This is a genomic window from Marinobacter halophilus, assembly GCF_003007685.1.
Lineage (GTDB): Bacteria > Pseudomonadota > Gammaproteobacteria > Pseudomonadales > Oleiphilaceae > Marinobacter > Marinobacter halophilus.
Genome location: NZ_PXNN01000014.1, coordinates 84,584 through 103,734, shown reverse-complemented (window position 1 = coordinate 103,734; position 19,151 = coordinate 84,584). Strand labels below are relative to the sequence as shown.

At 57.2% G+C, this 19,151-nt stretch carries 17 protein-coding genes; 13 read left to right on the top strand and 4 right to left on the bottom strand.

What is annotated here, in order from left to right; genetic code table 11:
• Positions 1–140: 140 nt before the first annotated feature.
• Together C7H08_RS12300 and C7H08_RS12295 are read left to right on the top strand one after the other, a co-directional pair.
• Positions 141–2,315 carry a carboxy terminal-processing peptidase gene (locus tag C7H08_RS12300; RefSeq protein WP_106672297.1) on the top strand — a complete coding sequence of 725 codons (2,175 nt, stop codon included), beginning with the start codon at positions 141–143 and terminating at the stop codon, positions 2,313–2,315.
• Between the two features lie 5 nt (positions 2,316–2,320).
• A complete protein-coding gene (locus C7H08_RS12295; RefSeq protein ID WP_106672294.1) occupies positions 2,321–3,082 on the top strand; it encodes a helix-turn-helix domain-containing protein in 762 nt (253 codons plus the stop codon).
• Here the strand turns inward: C7H08_RS12295 and mtnA are convergent.
• The gene (mtnA, locus tag C7H08_RS12290) at positions 3,071–4,126 is read right to left on the bottom strand and encodes an S-methyl-5-thioribose-1-phosphate isomerase (RefSeq protein ID WP_106672343.1); all 1,056 of its coding nucleotides are present in this window, start codon (positions 4,124–4,126) and stop codon (positions 3,071–3,073) included. The two genes, C7H08_RS12295 and mtnA, sit on opposite strands and share 12 nt — an antisense overlap.
• 182 nt (positions 4,127–4,308) lie before the next feature.
• Between mtnA and C7H08_RS12285 the strand changes: the two genes are divergently transcribed.
• The 8 genes from C7H08_RS12285 to rdgC all read left to right on the top strand — a co-directional run bounded on the left by C7H08_RS12285 (position 4,309) and on the right by rdgC (position 10,123).
• Positions 4,309–5,637 carry a TRZ/ATZ family hydrolase gene (locus C7H08_RS12285; RefSeq protein ID WP_106672292.1) on the top strand — a complete coding sequence of 443 codons (1,329 nt, stop codon included), beginning with the start codon at positions 4,309–4,311 and terminating at the stop codon, positions 5,635–5,637.
• 23 nt (positions 5,638–5,660) lie between these two features.
• Positions 5,661–6,377, top strand: coding sequence for a bifunctional 2-polyprenyl-6-hydroxyphenol methylase/3-demethylubiquinol 3-O-methyltransferase UbiG (gene ubiG, locus C7H08_RS12280; protein ID WP_106672289.1), 717 nt, complete (start codon positions 5,661–5,663; stop codon positions 6,375–6,377).
• The gene (gene gph / locus C7H08_RS12275; RefSeq protein WP_188445131.1) at positions 6,367–7,032 is read left to right on the top strand and encodes a phosphoglycolate phosphatase; all 666 of its coding nucleotides are present in this window, start codon (positions 6,367–6,369) and stop codon (positions 7,030–7,032) included. The genes ubiG and gph overlap by 11 nt, the downstream gene beginning before the upstream one ends.
• Before the next feature lie 64 nt (positions 7,033–7,096).
• On the top strand, positions 7,097–7,849 hold the full coding sequence (locus C7H08_RS12270; protein WP_106672284.1) for a YciK family oxidoreductase: 753 nt from the start codon (positions 7,097–7,099) through the stop codon (positions 7,847–7,849).
• Positions 7,849–8,082 (top strand): glutaredoxin family protein, encoded by a 234-nt coding sequence (locus tag C7H08_RS12265; RefSeq protein ID WP_106672282.1) that lies wholly within the window; start codon positions 7,849–7,851, stop codon positions 8,080–8,082. The genes C7H08_RS12270 and C7H08_RS12265 overlap by 1 nt, the downstream gene beginning before the upstream one ends.
• 12 nt (positions 8,083–8,094) lie before the next feature.
• Complete coding sequence (gene yaaA, locus C7H08_RS12260) at positions 8,095–8,865, top strand: peroxide stress protein YaaA (RefSeq protein ID WP_106672280.1); 771 nt, start codon at positions 8,095–8,097, stop codon at positions 8,863–8,865.
• A 26-nt stretch (positions 8,866–8,891) separates the two neighbouring features.
• A complete protein-coding gene (locus C7H08_RS12255) occupies positions 8,892–9,092 on the top strand; it encodes a DUF2788 domain-containing protein (RefSeq protein ID WP_106672278.1) in 201 nt (66 codons plus the stop codon).
• A gap of 98 nt (positions 9,093–9,190) precedes the next feature.
• Positions 9,191–10,123: a recombination-associated protein RdgC gene (gene rdgC / locus C7H08_RS12250; protein ID WP_106672276.1), complete on the top strand. Its 933-nt coding sequence runs from the start codon at positions 9,191–9,193 to the stop codon at positions 10,121–10,123.
• 20 nt (positions 10,124–10,143) lie between these two features.
• Here the strand turns inward: rdgC and C7H08_RS12245 are convergent, their stop codons facing one another.
• Positions 10,144–12,891, bottom strand: coding sequence for a bifunctional acetate--CoA ligase family protein/GNAT family N-acetyltransferase (locus C7H08_RS12245; protein WP_106672274.1), 2,748 nt, complete (start codon positions 12,889–12,891; stop codon positions 10,144–10,146).
• 207 nt (positions 12,892–13,098) lie between these two features.
• Between C7H08_RS12245 and C7H08_RS12240 the strand changes: the two genes are divergently transcribed.
• Entirely contained in the window at positions 13,099–14,025 is a 927-nt protein-coding gene (locus C7H08_RS12240; protein WP_106672271.1) for a histone deacetylase family protein, read from the top strand.
• Between the two features lie 8 nt (positions 14,026–14,033).
• Here C7H08_RS12240 and C7H08_RS12235 read toward each other — a convergent pair whose 3' ends face one another.
• Positions 14,034–14,960 (bottom strand): flagellar protein MotY, encoded by a 927-nt coding sequence (locus tag C7H08_RS12235; RefSeq protein WP_106672268.1) that lies wholly within the window; start codon positions 14,958–14,960, stop codon positions 14,034–14,036.
• Positions 14,961–15,117: 157 nt separating this feature from the next.
• On the opposite strand from C7H08_RS12235, the gene pyrC reads away from it, so the two are divergent.
• Together pyrC and rnt are read left to right on the top strand one after the other, a co-directional pair.
• Positions 15,118–16,149 carry a dihydroorotase gene (pyrC, locus tag C7H08_RS12230; protein WP_106672265.1) on the top strand — a complete coding sequence of 344 codons (1,032 nt, stop codon included), beginning with the start codon at positions 15,118–15,120 and terminating at the stop codon, positions 16,147–16,149.
• A gap of 37 nt (positions 16,150–16,186) precedes the next feature.
• Positions 16,187–16,843: a ribonuclease T gene (gene rnt / locus C7H08_RS12225; protein WP_106672263.1), complete on the top strand. Its 657-nt coding sequence runs from the start codon at positions 16,187–16,189 to the stop codon at positions 16,841–16,843.
• A gap of 64 nt (positions 16,844–16,907) precedes the next feature.
• Here rnt and C7H08_RS12220 read toward each other — a convergent pair whose 3' ends face one another.
• On the bottom strand, positions 16,908–18,893 hold the full coding sequence (locus C7H08_RS12220) for an SDR family oxidoreductase (RefSeq protein ID WP_106672260.1): 1,986 nt from the start codon (positions 18,891–18,893) through the stop codon (positions 16,908–16,910).
• Positions 18,894–19,151: the final 258 nt, after the last annotated feature.

Below are 19,151 nucleotides of genomic sequence, written 5' to 3'. Positions count from 1 at the left end.
GATGGCCTATGGCAACAGGTGTAGCGCTTGCCTACAATCGAGTAAGAGCTAGTTCAAAGGTCCGTTCACAATCCCGGACGTATGAATATGATAAGCTGAGAAATAACCTCCAGCCGCCCAGAATCGTCAGGTATGCCTTTATGACCATTGCGGAAAAACTGATGCAGCGCCGTTCCCAACCCTCAAAAGTGTGGAAAGTCGGCGCTTGTACAGCACTGACACTGTCTATGTTCTTGGCCGGCCTGACCGGTGTGCAAGCAAACATTGACGATGCGGCAGAGTACAAGCCTGTAGCGCCCACCATTGACCAGGCCCGGGCCAACATTCTGATAGCACGCCAGCTGCAGTTCACGCACTTCCGAAACCTTGGCATTAGTGACGAACTCTCCGGCGATGTGTTTGATGCCTACCTCAAGTATCTGGACGGGCAGCGCGTTTACCTGACCCAGGAAGACATCGATTCTCTGAAATCGATGAAATCACGCCTGGGTTCTGCCCTGAAAACCGGACAGCTTCAACCTGGCTTCGATATCTACAACCTGGTCCAGCAGCGTATTATCCAGCGCCTGCAGTTTGCCTTGGGTGTGATTGATAATGGCCTGGATAAACTGGACTTCAGTGCCAACGACGAAATTCGCGTGGATCGCTCAGAGTCTGACTGGGAAGCCAGTCAGGTGGCGCTGGACGAGCTCTGGATCAAACGCATCAAAAACGCAGTACTATCCCAGCGCCTGAATGGCACCGATGACGAGGCCATCGAAGACACTCTGCGTCGCCGTTATGAAGGCCAGTTAAAGCGCGCCTATCAGGCCCGCAGTGAAGACGCATTCCAGGCTTATATGAACGCCTTTACCGGCATGTGGGACCCACACACCTCGTATTTTTCTCCGCGCACCTCCGAGAACTTCAACATCAACATGAGCCTGTCGCTCGAAGGTATTGGGGCGGTGCTGCAATCGGATAACGAGTACACCAAGGTTGTGCGCCTGGTACCGGGGGGCCCTGCCTCCAAACAGGGTCAGTTGCAGCCGGCTGATCGCATTGTGTCTGTCGCGCAGCAAGGTGAAAAACCGGTCAATGTTATTGGCTGGCGCCTGGACGAAGTCGTCGATCTGATTCGCGGACCACGCAACTCTAAGGTGACTCTGGAAGTCATTCCGGCCAACGCCAGCGACGAAACCGTTACCCGCGACATCGCTATAAGTCGCGACGAAGTAAAGCTTGAAGAGCAAAGTGCCAGCAAAGACGTGATCGAACTGGACCGGGCCGGTGAGTCTTATAAAGTGGGCGTAATCACCATCCCCACCTTCTACGCCGACTTCCAGGCCATGCAGGCCGGTGACCCGAATTACAAAAGCACTACCCGGGATGTCCGTCGTTTGCTCGACGACCTCAAGGAACAGGGTGTGGATGGCGTGGTGATGGATCTTAGAAACAACGGCGGCGGCGCCCTGCACGAAGCCAACGATCTGGTCGGCCTGTTCATTGACAAAGGCCCCACCGTGCAGATCCGTAACGCCAATAATGACGTTCAGGTTCTCAATGATGAAGACCCAACCGTGGACTACGACGGCCCGCTGGTAGTGTTGGTCAACCGTATGAGCGCCTCCGCCTCCGAAATTTTTGCCGGAGCGATACAAGATTATGGCCGCGGGCTGGTAGTTGGCTCCCAGACTTTCGGCAAAGGCACCGTCCAGGCGGTGCGCCCGCTGAACCACGGCCAGCTTAAAATCACTCAGTCCAAGTTCTATCGGGTTTCCGGCGGTTCCACCCAGCACAAGGGGGTCATTCCGGACATCGAGATTCCGTCCCGGGTTGATACCACCCGGATTGGTGAAGATGCACTTGATCATGCCCTGCCCTGGGATCAGATTGAAGCGGTGCCTCATACTCGCTACTTTGATTTCAGCGGCGTGATTGATGAGTTGCGCAAACGTCACGACGATCGCTTCGAGATCAGCCCCGAGTTCAGCCTGCTACAACAGGAAATCGAGTTTCTGACCGAGCAGCGTGGAATTACCTACGTCAGCCTGAATATGGACGAACGCAAGGCTCACCACGACCAGATTGAGCAAACCCGGTTGACCATCGCCAACGCCCGACGCGAACTGAGAGGCGACAAGCCCTTCAAGAGTCTGGAAGATCTGGAAGAATGGCAGACCGAACAGGCAGCGGATCTGGACAACACCGACGAAGAGCTGGACTTTGTGATTCGGGAAGGTGGTCATATCATGGCCGACTTGCTTGAGCTCGATCAGCACATGGCGTCGATCCTGACCCCGGCGCAGTTTGCCGCCAAAGCCGAAACCCGGTGACTCTGATGGCCGGGCAAAACCCCATCGGTCAACAGGACAATGGTCAGCGCGCCCGTGTCCTGCGTGACATGCTGCTGGATGCACTGCACGCCATGCGTTCCATGGAAGAGGTGGACGGTATCGAGCAGGCAGACACCCGGAACAAGACACCGGACAGCAGCCTCTTCGAGCGCATTGCCGGCTTTACCGGTTCTGCGTTGCGGCTGGGTGCCCGGGCGACTGACACTTCACTGCGCGTTGGCCGCGTTCTGGTCAACTCTCAGGATCAACTGCGCGCCATGCTGAGCGCCGGACAGTCGCTCAAAGACATCCGCGAAGTGGCCGGATTAACCCTGTCAGAAATGAGCGAGGCGCTGAACCTTAAAGACAAATCCCTGCTGGAAGCCATTGAAAACGGCACCTCGACCCTCTCTTTTGAGCTGATCCTGCGTCTGGCATCCCTGATTGCCCGAAACGATCCGATTCCGTTCATCATGCGCACTACCCGCAACTACAACCCCGAAGTGTGGCAGTTGCTAAATGACTGGGGTGTTGGCCGCATCCCGCTGCAGTTTGAGCGGGAGCGGGAATTTATCAACATCTTCCGACGCCACGACGACGCCCGCAATCTGTCTGATGAAGGCTTCCGCAAAGTGCTGGAATTCACCCGCCAGAGCTTTGAAATGTCTCTACACTTTATTGAGAAACAAGAGATGGAAGTGGAGGAACTGAAGGCGAAGCTTCAGCCCCAGGACAGCCCGGACAAAAACACCCCATCAGGAAAATAGCGCCCGCATCCCGATGATGTCCGGATTCCGGATCACGCCTTTCTCGGTCACGATGGCGTCAATAAGGCCGGCCGGTGTCACATCAAACACCGGATTGAACACCTCAACACCAGCGGGCGCCAGTTGAATCCCCCGAATCTCTCTAATTTCGGTGCCATCACGCTGTTCTATTGGGATGTCTATACCGGATGCGAGCGACATATCCACCGTGCTCGACGGCGCCACCACCATGAAACCGATGTCATGGTGCCTGGCCAACACTGCAAGACTATAAGTTCCGATTTTGTTGGCAACGTCGCCATTAGCAGTGATGCGGTCTGCCCCGACAATCACCCACTTGACCTTACCTGATGCCATAATGGCAGCTGCTGCTCCATCGGCATTCAGCGTGACCGGAATATCATCACGGCTCAGTTCCCAGGCGGTCAGCCGGCTGCCCTGCAGCCAGGGCCGGGTTTCATCAGCATAGACCCGCGTAAGCAGCCGCTCTTCATGCAACCGGCGAATCACCCCCAACGCCGTGCCATAACCACCCGTTGCCAGCGCACCAGTGTTGCAGTGGGTCAGCACCGAAATCGGCTGGACCGGGCTAATCACACCCAGTGCATGGTCAGCCATCGCCAAATTGGCTGCGAGGTCTTCTTCATGAATGCGCACCGCCTCGGCCGCCAGTCTTTTGGCTGCATCGCTGAGGGAGTCACAACTGTTGAACACCTGCTCCATGCGCTCCAGCGCCCAGAACAGATTGACCGCCGTTGGCCGGGATTTCGCCAGCTCCTGGATGGCTTGGCTGACCTCTGCTTGCCAGTCGTCAGCGCCGGCATGCCGGGCTGCCAACGCAACCCCGTAGGCGGCGCTGATACCGATTGCCGGCGCACCCCGGACAACCATGTCCGCGATGCATTGAACAACCCCGGCGGCGCCCTCGGCGGTAATCCAATGCTCTTCCGTGGGCAGCAGGCGCTGATCCAGCAGTTCCAGACTGTCGCCATGCCAGCGCATGGCCACGGTGCCCATTGATCGGCTGGAAGGGTTGGTTACCATAATCAACTCCGTCTTGATGTCATAAAAACGCCAGTATAACGCCATGTCAGCAGATTGCCCTCCCGGTTGCAGGCAAGCCCGACAGGGATGGCCACTGGGGTAGTCCTGCCAACGGCAGCTGGTTATACTTCTCAATTGAATTTTTCGGCACAGTTCCGTGCCCGCAACCCGAAGGCAGGTTAATGACGGCAGACACCATCACCGCAGCCGATATCCGAATCAACGCCCGCTGGCTGATTCCTGTGCAGCCCTTTAACGTCGTGCTGGAGCATCAAGCGGTGATCCTGCAGGGCAGCCGCATTGCCGCAGTTCTGCCTCAGGCTGAAGCCGATCTGGCGTATCGCACCCGGGAAACCCTGAATTTGAACAGCCATGTGGTGCTGCCCGGCCTGATCAACCTGCACGGTCACACGGCCATGTCTCTGTTCCGGGGCATGGCCGACGACCTGCCCCTGATGACCTGGCTCAACGACCATATCTGGCCGGCCGAAGGTAGATTTGTCGGCGAACAGTTCGTGCTGGATGGCAGCCGTTTGGCAATGGCCGAAATGCTGCGCACCGGCACTACCACTTTCTCCGATATGTATTTCTTTCCTGAAATCACCGCCCAGGCAGCGCACGATGTCGGTATGCGGGCACAGGTCTGCTTTCCGTTGATGGACATGCCGACCGTGTGGGGTTCAGGCCCTGAGGAGTATCTGCATAAAGGCGCGGCCCTGATCGAGCAGTGGCGCAACGACGACTACATCATGCCAGCCATCGGCCCCCATGCGCCTTACACCGTCTCTGATCAACCCTTGCGCTCGGCAGTGGCTCTATCTGAGCAAACCGGCACGGCCATTCAGTTGCACCTCCATGAGACCGCCTTCGAGGTCGAAGACGCCCTGAAAAATTCCGGCCAGCGCCCGGTTTCCCGCATGGCCGAACTGGGCATCCTTGGCAGCAACACCCAGTGCGTGCACATGACCCAGATTGACGACTCCGATCTTCAGCAGCTATCCCGCGCCGGCGCCCACGTCGTGCACTGCCCGGAATCCAACCTGAAACTGGCCAGTGGCCTGTGCCCGGTGCAAAAGCTGATGGACCACGGCATCAACGTCAGCATTGGCACCGATGGTGCGGCCAGCAATAATGACCTTGACTTGTTTGGTGAACTCAAAACCGCCGCCATGATCGCCAAAGTGGTGGCCGGGGATGCCTCCGCACTGTCGGCCCACCGTGCGCTCGAGATGGCCACCATGAACGGTGCCCGGGCGCTGGGCCGAGACCATGAGCTGGGCTCAGTGACCGCCGGCAAACTGGCCGACCTGATCGCGGTAGACCTGAGCGACCCGTACCTGCAGCCGGTTTATGATCCGGCATCGCACCTGATCTACAGCAATCATGGCCGAGCGGTAAGCCATAGCTGGATTCATGGCGTACCTCAATTACAGGACGGCCGCCTGACCCGTATCGATGTGCCAGATCTGATGCTGCGCGTCAGCGACTGGCGCCGACAGATTCTCAGTTAACTCTTCAAACCAGGTGTAACACCATGAGCAACCAGAACGTAGACCACAACGAGATTGCCAAGTTTGAAGCCCTTGCCAGCCGTTGGTGGGACCCCACCAGCGAGTTCAAACCCTTGCACGACATCAACCCGTTGCGGCTCAATTATATTGACCAGAGGGTGTCCCTGGCGGGCAAGAAGGTGTTGGATGTCGGCTGTGGTGGCGGTTTGCTGTCCGAGGGCATGGCGTTACGTGGCGCTCATGTGACCGGCATCGATATGGGCGAAGCCCCGCTCTCGGTAGCCAAACTGCACGGTCTGGAGACCGGCATCAAGGTGGACTACCGGCAGATCACGGTAGAAGAACTGGCCCGCGACCCGGAACAGGCCGGCCAGTACGACGCCGTCACTTGCCTGGAAATGCTTGAGCACGTGCCGGATCCAGCCTCGGTGATCCGTGCCTGCGCTGCCTTGCTGCGCCCGGGCGGCCATATGTTTGTGTCTACCATCAATCGCAACCCCAAGTCGTTCCTTTTCGCCATTGTCGGTGCCGAGTACGTGCTCAGCCTGCTGCCCAAGGGCACCCACGAGTGGAAGAAATTTATCCGGCCCTCCGAGATGTCGGATCACCTGCGCCACGCCAACCTGGAGGTACAGGAACTCACGGGAATGACCTACAACCTTCTCACCAAGACCTACAAACTGGGGCGGGATGTAGACGTCAATTACCTGATGCACGCGCGGGATATTCGTGAAGACTGACCCACAACCATCAGCGGTTTTATTCGATCTGGACGGCACCCTGATCGATACCGCACCCGATTTTATCCGCTGCCTGAACCTGCTCAGGCAACAGCACAGCCTGGCCGCGCTGCCAGCCGAACACATCCGCTGCTCCGTCTCCAATGGCGCCCGGGCCATGGTTCGGATTGGCTTTGGCCTGGAACCGGAACACGAAGGCTATCTGGAGAAGCACACAGCGTTTCTGGATCTCTACGAGGCCGGTGTCGCGGATGAAACCACGCTGTTTGAGGGCATGGATCAACTGTTGGAAATTCTGGAAACCAAAGCTATCCCCTGGGGCATTGTCACCAACAAACCGGTGCGTTTTGCTGCCCCCCTGATTGTCGCCCTTGGCCTGGAGGAGCGTTGCGCCACGCTGATCTGCCCGGACCACGTCTCCGAACGCAAGCCGCATCCGGAAGCCCTGTTCCTGGCCTGCCAACGAATAGGCGTAGATCCGGCCCGTGCGGTGTATGTGGGCGATCACGAGCGCGACATCGAAGCAGGCCGCAACGCGGGCATGCGGACCATCGCGGTGCGTTATGGCTACATCGAGCAACCGGAATCGGTTGACCTGTGGCAAGCCGATGCCATTGCAGACACCGTCGCCGATCTGGCAAAGCTGTTACAATAACCACCATTAAATTTCGTCACCGGCCCGAAGCTGGCCAGTAACCGCCTGAACACGGAGACAGGTTATGCATGATTACCAGGCTCCCGCCGATCTTTTGAAAGACCGCATTGTTATGGTTACCGGAGCCGGCAGCGGCATCGGCCGCGCTGCCGCCAAGGCCTTCGCCGCACATGGCGCCACCGTGATCCTGGTAGGCCGCACCGTGGCCAAGCTGGAAGATGTGTATGACGAGATCGAGGCCGCCGGCCATCCACAACCGGCCATCGTGCCGATGAATTTTGAGGGCGCCGCAGTCAAAGAATACGAAGAGCTGGCGATGACTCTGGAAGAGAACTTCGGCCGGCTCGACGGCTTGTTGCACAACGCCGGCATTCTGGGTTCACGCAGTCCGGTCGAGCTTTATGATCCGGAAACCTGGAGCAAGGTCATGCAGGTAAACGCCACCGCCCCATTCCTGCTGAGCCGGGCGATGATTCCCCTGCTGCGCAAATCCGATGATGCCTCGATGATCTTCACCTCTTCCGGCGTCGGCCGCCAGGCCCGGGCCTACTGGGGCGCGTATGCGGTATCAAAATTTGCACTCGAGGGGCTGAGCCAGCTGCTGGCCGATGAGCTGAACGACACCCGGCACAACATCCGGGTAAACAGTCTGAACCCGGGCGCCACCCGCACCAATATGAGAGTCCTGGCATACCCGGCCGAGAATCCGAACCAGAACCCGGGCCCGGAAGCGCTGATGTCGGTCTACCTGTACCTTATGGGCAAAGACAGCCATTGCATTAATGGCCAGCAGATCGACGCGCAGCCGAAACAGTAATGGAGCTTCTGTTCTACACCACGTCCCAGTGCCACTTGTGCGAACTGGCAGAATCCCTGCTGGTCAGCACGCCCATGCCAGCACCCATTCCGGTCGATGTGGTGGATATTGCCCAGTCTGAAATGCTGGTTGCACGTTACGGCACGCGAATTCCGGTACTGCGCCGCAACGATACCGGGGCGGAGCTGGACTGGCCGTTCACCCGGGAACAGTTACTGACGTTTCTGCAATGAGGAATTGCTGACATGCTGATGATTATCTCCCCCGCCAAAACGCTGGACTACGACAGCCCATTGGCGACGGACACCTACACCCAACCGGATTTTCTGGACGACGCCTGCGAGCTGATCGACCAGCTTAAAGATCTGGAACCGCATCAGGTCAGTAACCTGATGAGCATCAGCGACAAGCTCGGCCAACTGAACGCCGAACGTTTTCGCGCCTGGAGCACGCCGTTCACCCTAAACAATGCTCGCCAGGCCATTCTGGCTTTCAAGGGTGATGTCTACACCGGGCTTGATGCCGAGACCTTCAGCGACGAAGACTTCGCCTTTGCCCAGAAGCACCTGCGCATGCTTTCCGGCCTCTACGGCCTGCTGAAGCCGCTGGATCTGATGCAACCCTATCGGCTGGAAATGGGCACCCGGTTCGAAAACCAGCGGGGCAAAGACCTCTATGCGTTCTGGGGCAACAAGCTCACCGAGGCCCTGAACCAATTGCTGGCGGAGGACGATCAGGTTCTGGTTAACCTGGCGTCCAACGAATACTTCAAGAGTATAAAGAAGAAGGATCTTGATGGACGCCTGATCACCCCCCAGTTCAAAGACTGGAAGAACGGCCAATACAAGATGATCAGCTTTTACGCCAAGAAAGCCCGGGGCCTGATGTGCCGTTATGCTACTCAGAACCGCATCAGCCAGGTCGATGACCTCAAGGGTTTCAACCTTGAAGGCTATTACTTCAGCGAAGACCAATCCGATAAAAACAACTGGGTTTTCCTGCGGGATCAACCGTAACCGTTTCAGTTAATATCGGAGTAACCATGAACGAAGCAGTTTTCTCCCAGATCGCCTTGATGGTGTTTCTGACGGGTCTTATTGTCTGGATGGGTTTCATCGTATGGGATCTGGCAAAAAAATCCCAGGCGGGCATGTTTGGTACCATTGCTCTGTTTACCATATTGGGCGCAGGCGTTGTCGGCTTTATTGTCAAAACCGTGCTGGTTGAGATCATGCAAATCTGACCTGCCCGGATACCCGTCACTTTACGGCCGCACCGGTGTGGCCGTATTATCCCTTCCCTTTTGCAATGCTCTGAACTGACAGCAAGGATTCCAACCGCATGTGGTTTCGTAACGCCCGAGTTTTCCGTTTCACCAAACCCTTCGATATCACTCCCGAAGATCTGGAAGAAAAGTTGAGAGCAGACGCTTTCAAACCCTGTGGTCCACAAGAAACTCTGCGCCAGGGCTGGGTGCCGCCCCTGGGCAAACACGGCGACCAGATGGTTCACAGCGCCAACGGCTACCACCTGATTGCGCTGCGTAAAGAAGAAAAGATTCTGCCGGGCCCGGTGGTCAAGGAAGCGGTGGAAGAGCGTGCCGAGGCCATCGAACTGGACCAGGGGCGCAAGGTTCGCAAAAAAGAGAAAGAAGAAATCAAGGAACAGGTGATGCTGGAGATGCTGCCCCAGGCGTTCTCCCGCAATCGCCGCTGCTTCGCTTACCTAGCGCCTCAGGATGGTGTACTGGTGGTCGATGCCGGCTCTGCCAAACAGGCGGAAGACCTGGCCTCTACCCTGCGTAAAAGCGTGGGCTCACTGCCTGTGCGGCCGCCCGCAGTCGAGCAGGCTCCGGCCTTCACCTTTACCGGTTGGTTAAACGAGACCATCGAGCACCCCGCCAGCATTGTGCTTGGCAATGAATGTGAACTCAAAGACCCGTCCGAGGACGGCGGCGTGGTGCGCTGCAAAGGCCTGGACCTGAAAGCTGACGAAATCCGTAATCATCTGGAAACGGGCATGCAGGTGACCAAGCTGTCACTGACCTGGGACGACAACGTGTCGTTTGTACTGGATGAGGAGCTGGGCATTCGCCGCCTGAAGTTCGGCGAAACCCTGCAGGATCAGCTGGACGACGTGGATGTAGACGATGCAGTCGCCAAGTTTGACGCAGCCTTTACCCTGATGACCATGGAACTGTCCCGCATGATTCCAGGCCTGCTGGAGGCCCTGGGCGGCGAAGACCGCTCCGCCATTGTCGAAGAAGAAGCGTAAACGGCGCGGGCAAAGCGGGCCTACAGGTGGCCCCCTTTGCCCAGCCGCTCCTTCTGCCAGTCATTTTCCGGCTCGTTCAGCACCAGCCGTAGATCCATTACTTCTTCCTCCGAATTGTACCTGGTCTCAAAACCCAGATGCTCCGCCAGCTTCAGCATCGGCCGGTTATCCGCCAATACATTACCGATCATTTCCATGGTGCCGCGGGCCCTGCAGTAATCAATCATTTTCTGCATCAGGGCAACCCCCAGCCCCTCCCCCTTCATGCGGTCATCCACCATTACCGCGAACTCACAACGCAGGTTGTCGGCATCGGTCCAGGTACGCACCGTGCCCAGGGTTTCCTCACCTTCACCGTCCAGGCGGGGAGCGTTGGCGATGAACACCATTTCCCGGTCGTAATCGATCTGCACCATCTGGGCCACGTCTTCCCGGGAGAAATGCTTGCGGTACTGGAAGAACCGGTACCGGATCGATTCCGGCGACTGATGCTCGTGGAAAGACCGATGCGCCGGCTCGTCCTCCGCCAGTACCGGCCGGATAATCACTCGCCGACCGGACCTGGGCAGTACAATCCATTCTTCCAGCTCTCTTGGGTACGGCTGAATAATAGGCCGGCCCGGCTTATCGTCGAGATCGATGGAGATATTTACTGCCACCGCACCCTGCTCATTGAACAGCAGCGGTGAAATTTCCAGGCCGCGAATTTCCGGAATATCGATCACAATCTGGGACAGCGTCACCAGGGTTTCAGAGACCGCCCGAATGTCTTCTTCCGGCTTCAGGCTGTGCTCTTTCAGCAACTTGTACATGTAGGTGCGGCGCAACAACTCCCGGGCCAGCACCATGTTCAATGGTGGCAACGCAATCTGCCGGTCGCTCATGATGTTGACCTGAGCACCGGCCGCCCCGCACACCACTAACGGGCCAAACAATTCGTCACGGGTGATGCCGACGCTGAACTCAATGCCACCCACGTGCTGGTAGGAACGCTGCACCGCAAACCCCAGAAAGCCACTCTGGGGGAAATGCTCCCGATACTCGTCCATCAGAAACCGACAGGTATCGATGATGGCCTGCTCGCTGTTGAGTTTTTTCACAGTGCCTTTGTAGCGGCGCTGGGTCGGGCTCAGATCCAGAAACGGATAACACCCCTGCTCATGGACCACGCTGATATCGATGGGCCGGCGTTCCACCGCAAACACTTCGAGCACTTCTTCCAGATCATCGCAGTACACCGTGTCTATGGTGTTGATACCGTAGTCGCAGATCACCCGGCGGGCGTCCCGATGGGAAAGGTGCCGGCGGCCATCCCGAAGCGCCCTGGCAACCAGTTTCCGGGTATTGGCCCGATCGGCAAAATGGTCGGTGAACGATTCCGGGGTTTCGGTCAGCAGACGCTGCACCCGCTGGTGCCGCACATGCTGCATAAAGGCCATGACGGCTTTTTCCGGGTTGAAGAACGACGGCAACCCGGCCCGGTAAAACTCCTCCCGGGAATCCATCACCGTGCTTTGCCCCAACCAGCAGGTAAAGATATTCAGGCGCGTACCCTTGGACGCCTGCACCACCGCATCGGCAATCTGCAGGCTGTCCTGAACCAGCGTGGGGGCATACATCACCAGCACATTGGCGACATTCGGATCCTTGGCGAGAATCTTGATGGCTTGGCTGTAGAGTTCCGGGCTGGCATCGTAGTTAAGGTCAATGGGGTTTTTACGGGTCCAGTACGGCGGCAGCAACTCGGCCAGCCCATTGATGGAAGTTTCCGACAACTCCGCCAGTTCGCCGCCAAGATCCGCCAAACGATCGACCGCCAGCACGCCCGGGCCGACACCGTTAGCCATGATGGCCAGGGATTCCCGCCGCAACGGACGCATTCGGGTCAGGGTTTCCAGCGCATCAAACATTTGGCCCAACCCATCCACGCGCAACACACCAGCGCGCTGAAGCATGGCGTCGTAGACCGGGTCGCTGCGTTTGATGCCGGCAGGCAGTTCGTGGGGGAACCATTCGGACTCCGGTACCCGCCCGGATTTAACGGCAATGACCGGCTTGGTGCGAGAAGCAACCCGGACTGCGGACATAAACCGGCGCGGATTGGGAATGTTTTCGATGTGCAAGAGAATGGCACGGGTCTGAGTATCCTGGGCCAGATAATCGATCAGATCGTCGTGATCGATGTCCATGCCATCGCCCAGGGTCAGGAAATAGGAGAAGCCGACGCCCCGGGCAAAGGCCCAGTCAATGATTGAGCTGGCGATGGTGCCGGACTGACCGACAAAAGCCACCCGGCCCGGGATAGCGCCCATGTGAGCGTATGTGGCGTTCAGGTGCCGGGCCGGCACCATCAGGCCAATGGTATTGGGGCCGAGCACTCTGATACCGGTTTCCCGGGCAGCATCCCGCACCGAATACATCAGTGGCTGGCCGGTTTTACTGTGGGTACGCGACATACCCCCGGTCATCACAATGGCGGTACGCACGCCACACTCGCCCAGCTTGCGAATCATCTTGGGCACCGTATCCGGCGGCGTACAGACAATGGCCAGGTCCGGGCTGAAATCCAGCCTCGACACTGATTTTACGCAGGCAACGCCGTGCACATTGTCGTAACCGGTCTGGTTGACCACCACCAACCGGCCGGGAAAGCCGCCCCCCAACAGGTTTCGCAGTACCATACCGCCGAGATTGTCGGACCGTTCGGACGCACCAACTATCACAATGGATTCAGGGTTGAACAGACTTTCCAGATAGCGGGTACTCAAGTTGACTCTCCCTGGCGGTGGGCTGGTGCGATTCTGACAAGAATCTCAACAAAACAGGTTACTTATCAATGTATACCTTATCTTAGAACGGTATTTCCTGATGTAAATCGTCAATCACAGCTATTAGACCAAAGAAAGACGACAGGCTTCGGTTATCCCTGATAACATATCAAAAATAATAAGCAATTTCAGGTTCAGACGAAACGTATGACCACGGCATTTTTCTCCCACGATGATTGCATGAAACACAACATGGGCCCGGAACACCCGGAATGCCCTGAACGTATTTCAACCATCCTGGCGTATCTGGCAGACACCCACCTGGAGCAAGACCTGGATTGGGTAAGGCCGGAGGAGATCACCCGTGATCAGCTATTGATGGTGCACCCGGAAACCTATCTGCACCAGCTTGATCTGATGCAACCTACCCGTGGCCGGGTTTTTACTGACCCCGATACGGCAATGATGCCAGACACCCTGCGGGCCGCAAGACTGGCTGCCGGGGGCAACATTCAAGCTGTCGACATGGTGATGAGCAGCCAGGTGACCAACGCGTTCGTTTGCGCGCGACCACCAGGGCACCATGCGGAACGCGCTAAATCCATGGGCTTCTGTTTTTACAACAACGTTGCTCTGGCCGCCATGCGCGCCCTCACCTTCCATCACCTGGAACGGGTAGCCATCATCGATTTTGATGTACACCAGGGCAATGGCACCGTGGATATCGTCAGTGGCGATGAGCGCATCCTGATGTGCTCCAGCTTCCAGCACCCCTTCTACCCGCACTCTCACGTGCATCGGCAGGCCGACAACATTGTCAACGTCCCCATCGAATCCAAATGCTCAGCACTGGAATACCGAAAAACCGTAGAAGCCGGATGGCTGAAACGACTACAGGATTTCCGGCCGCAACTGGTGTTGATTTCGGCCGGATTTGATGGCCACAGGCTGGACCCGATGGCCGAACTAAACCTGGAAGTGGACGATTACCGCTGGCTGACCGAAATGTTGATCAGCGTGGCACACGATCATGCTAACGACCGGATTATCTCCACTCTGGAAGGCGGCTATCATCTGAAAGCATTGGCAGAGAGTGTGACGGCGCACCTCGATCTGCTGAGCACTGTTTACTAACAGCGCACTCAGCCTGAGAAGTCGGTGCCCGGGCCGCTGGCCTGCTGCAGATCTGGCCGTTCACCCTGTCTTTGCAGGCGGATGGTGGTTCGGCGATTGTCAGCGTGGCGTCGGGATACCGGAAACTGATCGCCCTGGGCCCGAACAATCAATAAATCCTCCTGCATTCCCCGAGACCTGAGATAGTCAGCCACCACATTGGCTCTTTCCTCTGACAGAGCCCGGTTATCAATGCGACTGCCGACACTGTCGGAATGACCGTCAACAAACACTCGCTCGACCGTCGAATCCGCCACCACATAGGTCACGATATTATCCAGCAATTGCCGGTCTGCATCCGAGAGGCTTGTACTTCCGCTGGCAAACGGCACGCGGGACCGGCGAATCTGATCGTAATTGACCGGCAACAAACCGGTAACGCATTCCCGGTAGCCTGAATAAGGCCCGGAAAAATTCACATTGGAGAGGTGAACACGGATCGGGCGATCATCGTACCAGGCGACACGGGTCACGGTCGGCCGCATACCCTGCAACAAGCCCTGAGCCACCAGCGTGGCTTCCCGATTACCCAGAATCACCGCCCGCCGGTTGTCTGACACAGTAACGGCACCAATTGCACGGGGTGCAACGCCAGGCCGCCAGGCGGGCGCTTCTACCACAAGCTGTCCACGACCGGGGCGCATCATGGAGGTTTCGGATTCCAGGAAGAAACTGAGGTTCTCGCCGGCCCGGTGACTGAACACAGCCCGCCCATAACCCGGAACGCTATGAACCAATGAGCATTCGAATACCGATTCAGACAGATACCACTGACTGTTTTCTATGCCCGCCCCGTAACTGGACGCCAGCGCTGGCAAGGCAAAGCCTCCAGACAAGACTGCCCCGGCCAAACCTGCTAGCTTGCGGAACATAAACTGGCAAACCGACATGGTCATAGTGATGACACCTCAAAAACGATTACTCGCGATCTCATTTTGGTATAACGACCGTTCAGCGTAATACTTGAGCGCCAAACCTTGCGGAAACGCGAAAACATTCTCTCCGACCTTCTGATATAATCCGCAAAATTTTTTGCTCCGGTGCTTAGCTGCCATGACCAAACAACTGACCATTACCCGCCCTGACGACTGGCACCTGCACGTGCGCGATGGCGCAGTGCTGAACAACGTAGTGCCGGCCACAGCTGCCTGCTTCGGCCGGGCCATCATCATGCCCAACCTGGCGCCACCGGTTACCGACGCGACCGCCGCCGTGGCCTACCGGAACAGAATTCAGGCTGCTGCCGGCAACGCCGGTTTTGAGCCGTTGATGACTCTGTACCTGACCGAAAGCACCACCGCAGACACCATCTTTGAGGCCAAAGCCTCCGGGGTGATTGCGGCCAAACTTTACCCGGCCGGGGCCACCACCAATTCTGCATCTGGCGTAACCGACATCCGCAACATCTATCCGGTTCTTCAGGCCATGGCGGACTGCGGCATGCTGTTACTGGTGCACGGGGAAGTAACCGATGCCGACATCGATATCTTTGATCGCGAGAAAGTATTTCTTGAGCGGGTACTGGCGCCAACGCTTGAGGCCTTCCCGGAGCTGAAAGTCGTGCTGGAACACATCACTACGGCAGACTCTGCCCAGTTTGTGCGCAGCCACACCGGTGGCAATCTGGCGGCAACACTGACCCCCCAGCACTTGATGTACAATCGCAACCATATGTTGGTGGGCGGCGTACGGCCACACCTGTACTGCCTGCCGATTCTCAAGCGCAACACTCACCAGAAGGCATTGAGAGACGCAGTTGCCAGTGGCGACCCACGGTTCTTCCTGGGTACTGACTCGGCCCCCCACGCGCGCGACAAAAAAGAAGCCCCCTGTGGCTGTGCCGGCTGTTATTCTGCTTATGGTGCGATTGGGCTGTATGCGGACATTTTCGAAGAACTCGGCATTCTGGACAAACTGGAAGCCTTTGCCAGCTTCAACGGCGCCGATTTTTACGGGCTCCCCAGAAACACCGACACCATTACCCTGGTGCGCGAGCCCTGGACCATGCCCGAGCAACTGCCACTGGCCGATGGCACCATCGTACCTCTGAAAGCTGGTGAAACCGTTCACTGGCGCATGGCGTAAAACACGTTAAATTCATACCGCGAACAACGGAGTTCGAGTGTCAGAAGAAAACAAACCGCCACATCCTATGTCTCTTCGCTTCCGCGGTTTTTTACCGGTGGTTGTCGATGTTGAAACCGCCGGCTTCAATCCCGAGCGGGATGCCCTGCTGGAAATCGCCGCCGTCATGGTCACCATGGATGACGAGGGCTGGGTACGCCGGGGTGAAACCTTCCTGCAACAGATCGACCCGTTTGAGGGCGCCAACCTGGAACAGTCGGCGCTGGACTTTACCGGCATTGACCCCTGGAGCCTCGAGCGGGAAGCCGTGCCCGAGCGCGAAGGCCTGAGCGAGATCTTTTCGCCGATCCGCAAAGCGGTCAAAGAGCACGACTGCAAACGCGCGGTTCTGGTTGGCCACAACGCCACCTTTGATCACAATTTTGTGTTTGCCGCAGCCCTTCGCGCCGACATCAAACGCAATCCGTTCCACCCGTTTTCAACGTTTGATACCGCCGCCCTGGCCGGCCTGGCCTATGGCCACACCGTTCTGGCCCAGGCGTGCAAGCTGGCTGGCATTCCGTTCAATAATAAAGAAGCGCATTCGGCGGCCTATGATGCCGAGAAAACCGCCGATCTGTTCTGCGGTATCGTCAATCGCTGGAAGGAGCTGGGCGGTTTCCCGCCACCAGTAATTGACCTCGGCGAAGACTGAAACGCGTTTGCAGCAGACATTAAAAAACCCGCCGAGGCGGGTTTTTTAATGTCTGGAATTTCAATTACCAGTAGATGCCGCGCATGATGGCCGCGAACGCCACCTGCTCGGAAGACACCTTCGGTCGCTCACCAGACTTGCTGCCCGCAGCCGACGGCGAATCCGGGAACATCCGGTAGCCGGTGTTCATGACGATCTCCGCCATCTTCGGCGCCAGGGCATGCAGCACCTGGGCAAAAATGCCAAGCCGGGTGGCAACGCGCTTGGGACGGTACACGATAGCGTCCGCCACCATCTGTGCAGCTTCGTCCGGCGACAACGTTGGCACCGAATCGTAGATCTTGGTGGGCGCGATCATCGGCGTTTTCACCAGCGGCATGTTAATGGTGGTGAAGGTGACGTTGCGATCAGACCACTCTGAGGCGGCACAACGGCTGAACGCATCCAGCGCTGACTTGGAAGCAACGTAGGCAGAGAACCTGGGTGCATTGGTCAGCACGCCGATGGAGGAAATGTTCACCACATGACCGCGTCGACGTTCCAGCATCTTGGGTGAGAAACCCATGATCAAACGTACAGAACCGAAGTAGTTCAGCTGCATGGTCCGCTCAAAGTCGTGGAAGCGGTCGAAGGACAAATCCAGTGACCGGCGAATGGAGCGGCCGGCGTTGTTGATCAGCACGTCCACATGACCATGATTGTCCAGCACGGTTTTCACAAACTCGTCGCAGGCTTCCATATCAGAGAAATCGCAAGGATACGCATGCACGCTTGCACCGCGGGATTCCAACTCGTCCGCTACTTCTTTCAGGCGCTCCAGTTTACGGGCACCAATCACCAGAATGGCACCGGCATCCGCCAACTTCTGGGCGGTCGCCAGACCAATGCCCGAGGTTGCACCAGTCACTACACATACGCGACCCTCAACCGTTCCCCGCAGCGTGCGGTCCTTGAACAGGTCCGGGTCCAGATGACGCTCCCAGAAGTCCCAGATAACCGGCGCAAAATCGGTCAGGCGAGGCACCACAATACCGGTACCCTTAAGAGCACGCTCGGTTTCTCGGGCGTCGAAACGGGTCGGATAATTGATGAACGACATCACCGACGGTGGAATGCCCATGTCGTCGAGAACTGCGGCAGTCAGTCGCTTGACCGGCGGCAGGTTCTTCAGGCTCTGGCGAATGAACGGCGGAATAAAGCCAAACATACGGGAATCAATCCGCATGCCCATTTTGGGCGCATGCCCCGCTTCGCTGAAGATATTAAGGATCTCACCCACTTTGTACGGATCCGAATCCACCAAGTGGAAACACTTGCCGTCTTCACCGTCCAGATGCGCAATGTGGTCCATGGCGTTAACCACAAAATCTACCGGCACTATGTTCAGGCGGCCACCTTCAATACCGATGGTCGGCATCCATTGCGGCAGAGCGTGGCGGATTTTCTGGATCATCTTGAAGAAGTAGTAAGGCCCGTCCACCTTGTCCATTTCACCGGTTTCGGAATGGCCGATAACCATGCCAGGGCGGTAGATCCGGAACGGTACCTTGCACTCGTTGCGTACGACTTTCTCTGACTCGTGCTTGGTGCGCAGATAGGGGTGATCCAGCTTTTCCGCTTCCTCAAACATGTCCTCGCGGAAGATGCCCTTGAACAGACCGGCAGCGGCAATGGACGACACGTGATGGAAGTGTTTGGCAGCCATCGCTTCTGCGGCCTGAATCGCGGCGCGGGTGCCTTCAATATTGGTTGCGGCCTGGGATTCTTCATCGGCGCCCATGTCGTACACGGCGGCTAAATGAAAGAAATGATCCACATTTCCCTTCAAAGATTTCAGGGTCTTGGCATCAATGCCAAGGTTTTTGCTGGTGAGATCCCCAATGACTGCCTTCACCCGGGAGTCATCGACACCCCAGCGTTCACGCAGTTGCGCCAGCTTATCCTGGGACTGTTCCCGTACCAGTACATGTACGGTGCCGCCACGGGCCAGTAACTTTTCTACCAGAAAACGACCGATAAAACCGGTGCCGCCTGTCAGGAAATAATTCATAGATAATCCGTCCTGCCTGTTGCTCTGTTGTTGTCATTTCGCCAGCGCAGATAAGACTAAAGTCGTAACCTGCAAACCGTTGGCCGGCATTCTACTTAATTGCAACCCTCATGTATCGAACTTTTTTAGAGCATTTACTCCGTAAGCCTTTGTTTTTATTAGAGCCATTACTCTAAAAACCAGCCCCTTTCCCGACAGTAAATGTCCGGAATACCGACACACTGGTTTTGAGATTAGCACAGTAAACGGTGACCGGGG